This window comes from Thalassospira profundimaris (assembly GCF_003326675.1).
GTDB lineage: Bacteria > Pseudomonadota > Alphaproteobacteria > Rhodospirillales > Thalassospiraceae > Thalassospira > Thalassospira aquimaris.
In genome coordinates, this window is the sequence record NZ_JPWF01000005.1 from 287,550 (window position 1) to 299,639 (window position 12,090).

Genomic DNA, 12,090 nt, shown 5'->3' on the forward strand with positions numbered 1-12,090 from the left:
GCGGCAATGAGTTGTCAATCGGAGTGAGGATTCGTTCACATGTCGGAGCGTCTGACAAAATCTGCTGCCCGAAACATTTTCTACGGCGGGACGATCTTCTTTCTGGTCATCTTTCTTGGACTGACTTTGCACAGTCACAACTACATCGTTAACGAGTCAACCAACGAAGACACGCTGACGGAATCGGTAGTGGCGGGCAAGCATATCTGGGAACGCAATTCCTGCATCAATTGTCACACATTGTTGGGGGAAGGTGCCTATTTCGCGCCCGAGCTTGGCAATGTCTGGGTGCGTTATGGCGGAAAGGATGACCCGGAAGGAGCACGCGACATGCTTAAAGCATGGATGCAAGCCCAGCCGAGCGGAATTGAGGGCCGCCGCCAAATGCCGCAGTTCAACCTGACAGATCGGGAACTTGATGAATTGGTCGACTTCCTGAAATGGACCAGTGAAATCGATACCCAGAACTGGCCGCCAAACGAGGCGGGATAACCGGTTTTGAAGGAAACGAGGCTACAATGAAATATCAATCACAAAAGGTAGCGCTGTATTACATATATGGCGCACTGGCATTGTTCGCAGCCCAGATTCTGTTTGGTGTCGTTGCCGGCACTGTCTATGTCTTGCCGAATCTGTTTTCTGAAATATTGCCGTTTAACGTTATCCGGATGATCCACACCAACGCATTGATTGTGTGGTTGTTGATGGGCTATTTCGGGGCGGCTTATTATCTGCTTCCCGAAGAATGCGAAACCGAAATCCACAGCCCGAAACTGGCAATCATCCAGTTCTGGTTGTTCCTGATTGCAGCCGGTGCGGCTGTTGTCGGTTATATCTTTGGCATCCACGAAGGACGAGAGTTCCTTGAACAGCCCTTGCCGATCAAGGTCGGTATTGTTGTTGTGGCGCTTATGTTCCTCTACAACACGACCATGACCTTGCTTAAAGGTCGGAAAACTGCTGTTTCCAACGTGTTGATGGTCGCGCTGTGGTTTGTCGCCCTGTTGTTCCTGTTTGCATTTTATAACCCGTCAAATCTGGCGGTGGATAAAATGTACTGGTGGTACGTCGTTCACCTTTGGGTCGAAGGCGTTTGGGAACTGATCATGGCGTCAATTCTGGCGTTTCTGATGATCAAGATGACCGGTGTCGACCGTGAAGTGGTCGAGAAATGGCTTTATGTCATGGTCTCGCTGACGCTGTTTACCGGCATTCTGGGTACCGGACACCATTATTACTGGATCGGAACGCCGGGTTACTGGCAGTGGATTGGCAACGTGTTCTCGACGCTTGAGGTCGTGCCATTCTTTGCCATGGTGGTGTTCTGTTTCTACATGGTTTGGAAAGGCGGGCGGGATCATCCGAACAAGTCCGCATTGTTGTGGTCTTTGGGATGTTCGGTCATGGCGTTCTTTGGCGCAGGTGTGTGGGGTTTCATGCATACCCTGTCGTCGATCAACTATTACACGCATGGCACCCAGGTAACCGCGGCACATGGACATCTGGCCTTTTACGGGGCCTATGTGATGCTCAATCTCGCGATATTTACCTATGCACTTCCTTACCTGCGCGGGCGCGAACCCTATAACCAGCAGCTCAATATGTGGGGGTTCTGGATTACGACCAGTGGCATGGCATTCATGACCTTTACCCTGACCTTTGCCGGTGTTGTTCAAACTCACCTGCAACGTGTTCTGGGCATGAATTACATGGACGTCCAGGATCAGGTCGCCTTGTTCTACTGGATGCGGTTGGGATCGGGGATTGCTGTTTTGATCGGGGTGACCTTCATTATCTGGGCTTTGGTGGTGCCGCCGCGTGCCGCTTCTGTCCGGGCAAAGATCAGTCAACCCGCCGAATGACGGCAATCAAGTCAGTGTGTCGTATTTCGTGCTTTTTATAAGCCGAGACATGCTGCGGATAACGGCCGGTTGGTTCCCGCTAACCGGCCGTTATGTTTTTCGGGTTATCGAGCGACAGGAGCACAGAGATGTCCAGCGCCCTTAAGGAATTCACACCCAAAGCCGATGTTCCCTTCTATCAGGCCACCGGTCACGAAGAGCAACTTTTCGAAACTGCCTGGCAGCGTAAATTGCCGCTTTTGCTAAAGGGGCCAACAGGATGCGGGAAGACGCGCTTTGTCTCGCACATGGCGGCCAAACTTGGCGTCCCGCTTTATACCGTATCGTGTCACGACGATTTGACAGCAGCTGATTTAACGGGACGCTACCTGATCAAGGGCGGGGAAACTGTCTGGGTTGACGGGCCTTTGACGCGGGCTGTCCGTCATGGCGGAATTTGTTATTTGGATGAAGTTGTCGAAGCACGCAAAGACGTTACCGTGGTGCTTCATCCTTTAACCGATGACCGGCGTTTGCTGCCACTTGATCGCACCGGGGAACTTCTAGAGGCGCCGGATAATTTCATGCTCGTGGTGTCTTATAACCCCGGATATCAGAACCTTCTCAAGCAGCTCAAACCATCAACGCGTCAACGTTTTCTGGCCGCAGAGTTTGATTTCCCGGACGCCCGGACCGAAACCGATATTCTGATGCGTGAAACCGGTATTGATCACGATGCCGCCGAAATTCTGGTGCGTATTGCCGGTGCAATCCGAAACCTTGCCGGTGTTGATCTGGAAGAAGCGGCCTCAACCCGGTTGCTGATCTATTGTGCGACACTTTTAAAAGCCGGTGTGTCCTTTGATGATGCGGTAAAGGCCGCCATCGTAGAACCGCTAAGCGATGATGCAGACATCAAAGCTGGCTTGCATGAAGCCATTGGCATCATTCGTGGTTAAGCACCGGGGGCGATGACATGAGTTTCGATTTTCTGGAATTTGAAGAACAGGTCGGGATGTTGTGGCACCGGATTGCATCGCGCAATCAGGAAAGCTATCGCGAATATACCGAAAGTGCCGTCCGTTTTTCCGAACTTCGGGCAAGTTTACCTGTCCTGTTTCGGGCACTGGGCGGTAACCCTGCGCTTGAATTTTCTCAAATCGATAAACGGGTCTCAACCCATAGACTGGGTTGGCGGCAACGGATCGGTCTGGTGGACGAACAGATTGCAATGGCGGAAATGAACGAGATTGCAGTGAAAATGCCGCCTGCGATTGCATTGTTTCCGTCACCTGCGCTTAATCGTGATCTGTATATCTGGTATATGGCGTGGTTTGCGACGTCATCTCCGATACGGGTCCCGGACGCGATAAAGCACGATCCCTTTGCATCCGATATCTTGCGGCTTGTTCATGCGATGCAAACAGACCGGGCCTTGCAACAGGTATTTCCCGGTATTGCCGCGATGCGCAATCGACTTTACGCCGCGTTTTGTCAATTGCGACCGGCTCGGCGTTTGCCTGCACTTGAACAGAAAGTTGAAGACTGTGTTCTGGCATTTCTGCGCGGCGGGGATACCGGGATAGAAAACCCGTTTCAGGCTTTGCTTGATGCATGTTGTCAAAACGAAGCTGAAATTTCTGAACTGATCGCTGCATCCGGCTTAAGGCCACACCGTTATGCGCCGTTCCTTCCGGTTCCTTTATGGGGGGAGGCAATCTGTGTCGGAACCTCCAGTCGGAGTAACGACAATGATCCCGATGAAACGGATGAGCAGGCACAAGACGGAAATCAGGAACGAAAAAAGCGTGCCCGTCGACGCAAGAATGATCAGGCGGGTCGCAATGATCCGCTGGCACTGAACCGGTTTGAGAAAATCATTTCGATTGCTGAAATGGTCAATGTGAACCGGCCAATGGATGACGAAGACGAACAGGATGCCCGCAAGGCAGCAGACGAGCTTGAGGAAATGGAGATTTCCGACTGCAAACGGAAAGCTGCTACCAAGCTTCGCTTTGATCTTGATCTTCCGCCGCGTGATGCGGATGACGGCAAGCTGATAGGTGAATGGACCTATCCGGAATGGGATTACCGTCAACAAAGCTATCGCCCGGACTTTTGTAAAGTGGTCATGCAATCGGGTGATGAAACCGTCAGCGACACAGATATCTGGCAACCGGGGGAACTGGAACGTCAGCAGATCCGCAAGATCCGGCGTCAGTTCGAGGCATTCCGCCCCCGGCATCAAGTTTTGCGCGGGCAGTTCGATGGTTCCGAACTCGATCTTGAAGCCCTTGTCCGTGCCCAATGTGACCGTCAGGGCAGTGGGGAACTTAATAACCGCATTTATCTGAATACTGTCCGTCGCGCTCGCGATTTGTCGGTGGCTGTTTTGATCGACGTGTCACTTTCAACGGATGCCTGGATCAAGGACAACCGTGTACTTGATGTTGAAAAGCAGGCCTTGTCGGTTCTTGCCAGTGGACTGGATGCCTGTGGCGATGATTTCGGGGTTTACAGTTTCACTTCGCGCAGGCGCGAATGGGTGCGCATCAATGCAATTAAGGGCTTTGATGAAAACTGGTCACCGCTATGCCAGCAGCGCATTCAAAAACTAAGACCCGGTTACTATACCCGCCTTGGCACAGCCATTCGCCATATGGGAAAATTGCTCGAAGAACGTCCGCATCAACATCGGTTGATGTTGGTGATTACCGATGGCAAGCCCAACGATATTGATCATTACGAAGGGCGTTATGGCATCGAAGACAGCCGTCGCGCTGTTCGCGAGTGTCGCAAAGCGGGGCTGGGACTTTTCGGTGTGACGGTGGATCGCAGGGCCCAGGATTATTTCCCCTATATTTTTGGTGCGGGTGGTCATGCCATCGTTGCACGGCTTGAAAATCTTCCGGCCGCATTGCCGCGCATCTATCGACAACTGGTGTGCTGACATGACGGCCCAAACCCAACTGAGTTCAGGCGCAGAAGATAACGACACGGCATCCTGGGGTGGACTGGAACTTTTGCCCGGTCACCCGATCATGTGGGTTCTGATTTTGTCGGAACTGGTGGTTTTTGGCGCGTTTCTTCTGACATTTTCGGGCGCGCGCGTTGTTGATCCACAAGGGTTTGCTCAGGATCAGATGCAGCTTGATCGTCTTGCCGGTGGCATCAATACACTTGTGCTTCTTACCAGCGGTCTTTTTGCAGTCTTTGCCATCCAGGCGGTGAATACGGGTAACATATGCCGTTCTCGGCTTTGGCTTGTTCTGGCATCGCTTGGCGGTGCAATCTTTCTTATCATCAAGATGATCGAGTATAGGGCAAAGTTTGATGCCGGTATCGGTCTTGAAAGCAGCACGTTTTTCACACTTTATTTTCTGATCACCGGGTTTCATGCCCTGCATGTTGTTCTGGGGATCGGAATATTGATGGTTGTTGCAATCTGGCCAAGCCGGATCAATGTCGAAACCGGTGCGGCATTCTGGCACATGGTCGATATGGTCTGGGTCCTTGTTTTCCCGGTGATCTATCTGGTGCGGTAAGGGCATATGAAAAAGAGTCTTGAGATCACCGATGTTGCGGCCATCGATATGGCCGGTTCATGCATCGCCTCTGTACGCACTGCTTGCGTCGTTTGGGGGATCGCAAGCATCACAACATTGATCGCAGTCATTCTGGCACTGGGTGACAATGCGGTTGAACCAATCACGCTAAACATGTTTGCCACAGGATTTATCGTTGCGGTCGGATGCATCAAGGCCGCGTTGATTTTGCGATATTATCTTGGTCTTGGCCCTGCCGCGGGCAGTTGGCGGGCGATGTTTATTGCATTTCTGATTGTTATTTTTCTTGGTGTTCTTGCTGCTCAGGGCGTGGTGATCCTGATGACGCCCCAAGCAGCAAGCTGATTGCGCTCAGCTCTAGTGGCTGGTGCCTTCCGAGTAGGTGATCTTGTTAAAGACATTGTATTTGCCAACCGGCTTTTTCATCGGCAGGCGTTTGATTTCTTCAAACGTATTGGCGTCGTAAACAATCACCGCACCGTCATCATCCCAGATCGAAAGCAGTGCGTGTGTTCCACTGCGATCAAATTCGACATGGGCGGCCACTTTTCCCGGTTCCGGGCGCAAGGTTTTGACAATTTCGAGGGTCCGTTTGTCGATGATATGTACGGCATCCTTGTTTGGCCCGAAAAACACATCGACCCAGGCATAGGGCGTGTTTTCATGACTGCGGGTAAAGAAGCCCGGGCCCAGTGTCTCGATGACCTTGATCGTTTCCCAGCTTTCCATATCAATGACGCTGATTTTCGGATCTTTGAGGTGCGGGGTGGCAAGAACCGGCCGACCTTGATACTCAAAGGTAATGCCGGAACCAAGATGGGGCATGCCTTCAAGGGCAATATCGGCAATTTTGCGTCCGATATTCAGGTTGATGACCTGTCCGTCGCGTCCATTGCGCGCCGCCCCCACCAGATAACGGTAATCCTGATCAAAAAAGAAATCGTCCAACCCGTCATCAAGCCGGATGCGTCGAACCGGGAACGGGCCATATTGGACATCAAGTGCTTCGACCATGTTTGCTTCGTAATTATGGACAAAGCCTGGATAAACCGGTTGCGGAGTATCGGCATAGGATATTTCCCAGACTTCGGGAAAATCTTTCAGGGCGATAATGAAGCTTTGTCTTGGGGGTGCTGTATAAACCGCAGAAACGCGTGATGATTGGCCGTGGTCCCCATCCACCGGGATCTGTTTGATCGGGCGTAGATCACGGGCATCAAGCAAAACCAGTGTATGGGGTAACATATTGCCCGCCATCAGGTATCGTCCGTCGTCCGACACCGCAACGTTGCGGGTGTTCACCCCGACGCGGATTTCGGCAACGGTTTGAAGGGAATACAGATCGTACATCTGGACCCAGCCATCGCGTGAGGCCAGATAGACAAACCGGCCATCCGGGGAATATTTAGCACCTCCATGAAGGGCAAACCGGGTAGGAAATCGATCAAGGGGCGTAAAGGTGTCGCCATCAAGAATGGTGATATGGTGATCGCCGGCCTCGACCACGGTAAACAGATTTAACGGATCGGCCGTGAACTTCGGTTTGACCGGCAACTGATTGGGTTCGACGAACACGGTGTGGCTGTCGATGATGTTGGCCATATTCCAGGATGGCGTTTCTGAAAGTGGTTGGCGCAACCAGCTTGCCAAAAGATCAATCTCTGTCTTGTTCAGGACTTGATCGAATGCCGGCATCTGCGTTGCGGCCCGTCCATTTGAAATAACATCGTTCAGCATGCTGCCGCGCAATCGCGTAAGGCTTTCGGGCAACAATGCTGGCCCCATCCCGCCAAGTCGATCCCCGTTGTGGCAAGCGGCACAATGCGTTCCATAAAGTGCGTTGGCGTCTGCAAATTGTGATGATGTTAATGCTGCATCATCGGCCCGTGCCACTGCCTGAAAGCAGATCAGCATTGTCGCAGCCATCAGTGTCGAGCGGAATGGCTGAAAAGTTACCTTGGGCATGATGGGTACTCCACCTGACCCTGTCGTTTGGTCGCAGCAAAGGGAACTGTTTTGATCCGTTCGTACTGTCCGGATATGCCAAGTTCCCCATCATCAAGATAACACCCCGGATCTTCTGCCCAGGGATCACCTGTCAGCTGATAGGCGCGGGTACGTGTGTTGCCGCCGCAAATCTCGAGATATTTGCATTCGCCGCAGCGTCCCCCGACGGCGCGCGGTCGTTGCTTTAAACCGGCCAGCAAAGGGTCACTCGTGTCCTGCCAGATGTCTGAAAACGGACGTTGCAAAACATTGCCAAGCGTATGTTGCCACCACATGGTGTCGGGGTGGACATTGCCAAGATTGTCAATATTGGCAACATTGACGCCTGACGCATTACCACCCCAGCGTTTCAGCAGATTGCCAATTTTCTCGGACGCGGCGGGGTAATTTTGATCAATCCAGAACTTCAGAAACACACCATCGGCATCATTGTTACCCGTGACATAATCACGGTGAATGCCGGCTTTGATTTCAGCTTCGCAGCGGGCAAATATCATTAATAATGCCTCGCGCGTCATGTTGTAGAAGGCATGATCCTTGCGGTTGTGATTTCCCCGTCCAGCATAGTTCAGATGCGAGAAATAGAACTTGTCTATCTGTTCTCGTTCAACAAGATCAAGAAGGCCGGGAAGGTCCTGATAGTTTTCCCGTGTCATGGTAAAACGAATGCCAACAGGCAAGTCTGCATCCCGACAAAGACGTGCACCGCGTAATGCCAGATCGAAACCACCCTCCAGACGGCGAAAATAGTCATGGGTTTCGTGAAGGCCGTCCAGGCTGATCCCGACATAGTCGTAATTGGCATTTGCGATCTGATCGATGTTCTTGTCGTCAATCAGGGTGCCGTTACTTGAAAGTGCGACATAAAAACCAAGTTCCTTGGCATATGCCGAGATGTCAAAAATATCCGGCCGCATAAGAGGTTCGCCGCCGGACAGGATTAATACCGGGACATTGAAATCACGCAGATTTTCCATCGTTTTGAAAACTTGCGCGGTGGTCAGTTCACCCGGGAAATCTTTATCGACGGCGGATGCATAACAATGACGGCATGTCAGATTGCAACGCCGGATCAGGTTCCAGATCACCACAGGACCGCGATTTTGCAACGGCGCACGTGAACGTCTATCGGGGATTTCCGGAACAGAGCTGTCAGATATCTGAATTGCGGTTCGGATATATTGGCTTAGTCGCAACATTTGCGTTCTCCGCCCTTGTGCCAGCGCAGACCGGTTTTCTTGAGAATACGGCGGCTGTAAAGAATGCGATGATCACGTGCTGCATCACCAAGAAGATCACGTATTTCGGCAACATGTGCCTCAACAACATCCCGCGATGTACCGTGAACCATTGCGAACAGGTTAAACGGCCATTCGGGCAAATGCCGTGGGCGGCGGTAACAGTGGGACACAAAATCAAGCGCGCCGATCTGTTCCCCCACCTGATCAACGAGCTGATCTTCTATGTCCCAGACGCTCATACCGTTTGCTTGGTAACCCAGCTTGTAATGATTGGGAATGATCCCGATGCGCCGAATGATGCCGACATCAAGCATCCGTTGGATGCGTTGTTCTACCACATCGGGACTAAGGCCAAGCCCAAGTCCGATATCGCTATATGGGGTTGAACTGATCGGTAGGCCGGTTTGGGTCGCACGGATCAGGGCCTGATCAATTCCATCAAGTTCAGGAAGATCATCCGGGATGTTCATTGCGGAACCTCCAGCTTGAGTTCGAGAAAATACTCTTTCTCTTTCGGGAAGTTCAGGACGTTCAGACCGGTTTTTTCCTCGATCTGATGCAGTACATTTTCGAGCATGTTTTCATCACATGCCAGAACGACAAACCACATATTCAGATGGTCTTCCCGTTCGTAATTATGGGCAACTTCTTCAAAAGAATTGACTTGCTCGGCAACGGCATCAAAGCGTTCAGGAGGAACCGACATTGCTGCAAGTGTGACAGCACCGCCAAGTTTCTCTGTGTTGAAAAGGGGGCCGAAACGGCTGACATATCCGTCTGATATTAGGTTTTTGACACCTTTGATGACGGTTTCTTCCGAATATCCCAATCGTTCTGCCAAAAGTCGGAAAGGATGAGGGCAGATGGGAAATCCACCCTGAAGATTGTTAAGCAAATCACGTTCAAGCTGGTTCATGTTGCTCTCCTGCTGGAATAACACTGCTGGTTGGAGAGAGGCTGTATTTGCCTGCGTGCTGGGCAAAGCAACGTTTGCTGAACAGGACTTTTTGCGGCACATCTGTCAGGCCGAGCTGTGCGACCATGTGTCGGATTTGTGCCCGAACAATCATTTTTTCGCGGCCATGTATCATGCAATACAGATTGAACGGCCAGATGCCGGGGACCCGTTCGCGCTGATAACACAGGGTGACATAGGACAGTGCCGCCATCCTTTTGCCAATGTCGCGGACATCCTGATCGGGGATGTCAAAGACGCACATTGCATTTGCCTGGTAACCCAATGCTCTGTGACGCAGGATGGCACCGAACCTGTTGATCAAACCGTCCTGCATCAATTGATGAAGGGCATTCATGACATCGGCTTCAGACGTGCCAATACTGTCGGCAAGGGTCCGATAGGGATGTGAACAAATCGGAAGTCCGTTCCGAAGTTCTTCAATCAGCTGATGTTGCAGTGCTGTCAGTTCCATTGCAGAGCAAAACCCAAATCAAGCCTGTAATGTTCCACCATTGGCATCCGATGAACCTTAAGGCTGGTTACAATCTCGATATCGCGGATGGTACGGGTCAATGTTGGCTGGTCGGCTGCTGTGACCACGAACCATAAATTGAGTTTATCTTCCCGTTCGTAGTTGTGATTGATTTCGGTAAAGCGGCCGAGTTTTTGCGCAACTTTTTCTATGTCGGCTTCGGGAACTTCCATCGCCGCCAAGGTCGATGCACCAATACGACCCGTTGCATAGGTCGCGCCGATACGTGCCAGATATCCTTTGGCCTTCAAGTCTTTGAACGCGTCAATGACGGTGGCCTCATCGCATCCAAGCTTAGTGGCAAGCGTGGAATATGGATCGGGTTCAATCGGAAAATTGTGCTGACAGACATCAATCAGACGACGCTGGATCGGGCTAAGGGTTTTGTCCACGATCTGCCTCCTTATAAGCCGGTTTGACCGGCCCGATGCGACATGAAAATACCGCTGGGGCTGGGCAGAGGAAGTTCGGCAAACCGGGTTAAGGTATAGGGGTTATAGCCAATGACCTTGTTGTCATCGCGAACCGACAGCCACACCTGATCACCGCGCGGACTGAATTCCATATGCAGAACACCGGTTCCGGGTTTGAGCTCGCCACTGATTTCCAGACTTTCGGTATCAATGATCTGAACGGTGTCATAATCAGGTACGGAAAAGTTGACCCATACATGCTTGCCATCCGGGTGCGCCATTACGAAAACCGGCTGCCCATGAACTGCAATTCGACCGGTCTCTTTCCAGCTGTCTGTATCAATTACCAGAACTTCATGGCGTCCAACTGCCGGGACAAATGCCTGTTTTCCTGCCACTGCCCAACCTTCGAGATGGGGCATTTTGTAGACAGGAAGTCGAGTTTCACCTTTGCCATAATGATCAAGAATACGGCGCACCCCATTTTCAGGATGCCACAGGTCAATCATCACCATACCGTCTTCACCAAACAGTCCGGCAATGTAATACCGACCGTCAGGTGTAATCAGAGCGTCATAGGGTTGTGTGCCGATATTCTCAAAGCGGGTGATTTCAGGTGTCGTGCCAGACGAAAAATCAACAATCCAGATTTCACCGGAATCCCAAAGACTAAAAACAAACCGGTTGCCCGGTGCATCGACCAGTCCGACCACTTTTGAACGGTCGGGACCTTTGCCGATTGTTGCCGGGATATCGGCAACCAGATCGAGTGTTTGACTGTCAAAGACCCGAACGCCACCGGGTTCGTAATTGGCAACTGCAACAAGTTTGCCGTCCTGGCTTATGGCGCCGCCGATGCTGTTGCCGGCCTGCATGGCGCGACCAACAATCGTCTGATTAAGGATATCAACCTTGGTCAGACCGCCGTCGCGGCCAAACACAAACGCAAATTGCCCGTTACGGGAATAAACGATGGATGCGTGGGACAAATCGCCAAGCCCCGCAACTTTTCCGGTCCATTGATGGGCGGTTGTATCAAGAATGGCGACCTGTCCGTCTGCCCGGGCGATCACTGTGGCAAGATCGGCTGTGCCACGTAATGAAGAAGGCGCTGATGAACACGCGCCAAGGAACAGGACGCAACATGCAACAACACAATTGCGCATGGTTGTGCCCACTGTCTGGCGTTCGCGGGTGGGAGGTAATTGATCCATCAGTTGTTTCCTCCTTGTTTCAGATATTGCGCCATCCAGATCGCGTCACGTTGCGAGACAACGGCGCGCCAGGGCGGCATGGCTGTTCCGGGAAGGCCATCAAGAATGATGGTGGTCAGATCATCGATGCTGTAGGCGATCAGATTTTCGGGCAGCAAAGGCGAGCCAAGCCCGCCCTTGAAGGTCATTCCGTGACACGAACCACAATCTTGGCGCACCATCCGTTCAAGCTGTGCTGGTGCCTTGTCGTGCACAATTTCCTGCGACTGGGACGGGGCGGGTATCGCCAAGCTCCATCCCAAGGTCGCAAGCAGCATG

Annotated in this window: 14 protein-coding genes; 6 read left to right on the top strand and 8 right to left on the bottom strand. The window is 51.9% G+C overall.

Translation table 11 applies throughout. From position 1 onward, the window contains the following. The first annotated feature begins 39 nt into the window (after window positions 1-39). The 6 genes from TH19_RS09640 (at window position 40) to TH19_RS09665 (ending at window position 5,752) form a co-directional block, all read left to right on the top strand. Window positions 40-492, top strand: a complete 453-nt coding sequence (locus TH19_RS09640) for a c-type cytochrome (protein WP_114102112.1) — start codon at window positions 40-42, stop codon at window positions 490-492. Between the two features lie 26 nt (window positions 493-518). After that, window positions 519-1,862: a cbb3-type cytochrome c oxidase subunit I gene (locus TH19_RS09645; RefSeq protein WP_114102113.1), complete on the top strand. Its 1,344-nt coding sequence runs from the start codon at window positions 519-521 to the stop codon at window positions 1,860-1,862. A gap of 128 nt (window positions 1,863-1,990) precedes the next feature. Further along, window positions 1,991-2,800, top strand: coding sequence for a CbbQ/NirQ/NorQ/GpvN family protein (locus tag TH19_RS09650; protein ID WP_114102114.1), 810 nt, complete (start codon window positions 1,991-1,993; stop codon window positions 2,798-2,800). A gap of 17 nt (window positions 2,801-2,817) precedes the next feature. Next, on the top strand, window positions 2,818-4,791 hold the full coding sequence (locus TH19_RS09655) for a nitric oxide reductase activation protein NorD (protein WP_114102115.1): 1,974 nt from the start codon (window positions 2,818-2,820) through the stop codon (window positions 4,789-4,791). Window position 4,792: 1 nt separating this feature from the next. After that, window positions 4,793-5,386, top strand: a complete 594-nt coding sequence (locus TH19_RS09660) for a cytochrome c oxidase subunit 3 family protein (RefSeq protein ID WP_258547894.1) — start codon at window positions 4,793-4,795, stop codon at window positions 5,384-5,386. A gap of 6 nt (window positions 5,387-5,392) precedes the next feature. Further along, a complete protein-coding gene (locus TH19_RS09665) occupies window positions 5,393-5,752 on the top strand; it encodes a cytochrome C oxidase subunit IV family protein (protein WP_114102116.1) in 360 nt (119 codons plus the stop codon). Window positions 5,753-5,764: 12 nt separating this feature from the next. Here TH19_RS09665 and TH19_RS09670 read toward each other — a convergent pair whose 3' ends face one another. From TH19_RS09670 to TH19_RS09705, 8 genes are read right to left on the bottom strand one after another with little or no spacing between them, the layout of a single operon-like run. Further along, a complete protein-coding gene (locus TH19_RS09670; RefSeq protein ID WP_258547895.1) occupies window positions 5,765-7,372 on the bottom strand; it encodes a nitrite reductase in 1,608 nt (535 codons plus the stop codon). After that, the gene (nirJ, locus tag TH19_RS09675) at window positions 7,360-8,613 is read right to left on the bottom strand and encodes a heme d1 biosynthesis radical SAM protein NirJ (RefSeq protein ID WP_114102118.1); all 1,254 of its coding nucleotides are present in this window, start codon (window positions 8,611-8,613) and stop codon (window positions 7,360-7,362) included. The genes TH19_RS09670 and nirJ overlap by 13 nt, the downstream gene beginning before the upstream one ends. Then, entirely contained in the window at window positions 8,601-9,125 is a 525-nt protein-coding gene (gene ahbB, locus TH19_RS09680) for a siroheme decarboxylase subunit beta (RefSeq protein WP_114102119.1), read from the bottom strand. The genes nirJ and ahbB (TH19_RS09680) overlap by 13 nt, the downstream gene beginning before the upstream one ends. After that, window positions 9,122-9,571: an Lrp/AsnC family transcriptional regulator gene (locus TH19_RS09685; RefSeq protein ID WP_114102120.1), complete on the bottom strand. Its 450-nt coding sequence runs from the start codon at window positions 9,569-9,571 to the stop codon at window positions 9,122-9,124. Before TH19_RS09685 ends, ahbB (TH19_RS09680) begins: the two co-directional genes overlap by 4 nt. Further along, on the bottom strand, window positions 9,558-10,085 hold the full coding sequence (ahbB, locus tag TH19_RS09690; RefSeq protein WP_114102121.1) for a siroheme decarboxylase subunit beta: 528 nt from the start codon (window positions 10,083-10,085) through the stop codon (window positions 9,558-9,560). The genes TH19_RS09685 and ahbB (TH19_RS09690) overlap by 14 nt, the downstream gene beginning before the upstream one ends. Next, on the bottom strand, window positions 10,076-10,537 hold the full coding sequence (locus TH19_RS09695; RefSeq protein WP_114102122.1) for an Lrp/AsnC family transcriptional regulator: 462 nt from the start codon (window positions 10,535-10,537) through the stop codon (window positions 10,076-10,078). Before TH19_RS09695 ends, ahbB (TH19_RS09690) begins: the two co-directional genes overlap by 10 nt. Before the next feature lie 11 nt (window positions 10,538-10,548). Beyond that, a complete protein-coding gene (locus TH19_RS09700) occupies window positions 10,549-11,772 on the bottom strand; it encodes a cytochrome D1 domain-containing protein (RefSeq protein WP_258547896.1) in 1,224 nt (407 codons plus the stop codon). Further along, window positions 11,772-12,089 (bottom strand): c-type cytochrome, encoded by a 318-nt coding sequence (locus tag TH19_RS09705; RefSeq protein ID WP_114102123.1) that lies wholly within the window; start codon window positions 12,087-12,089, stop codon window positions 11,772-11,774. The genes TH19_RS09700 and TH19_RS09705 overlap by 1 nt, the downstream gene beginning before the upstream one ends. Between the last annotated feature and the right edge of the window lies 1 nt (window position 12,090).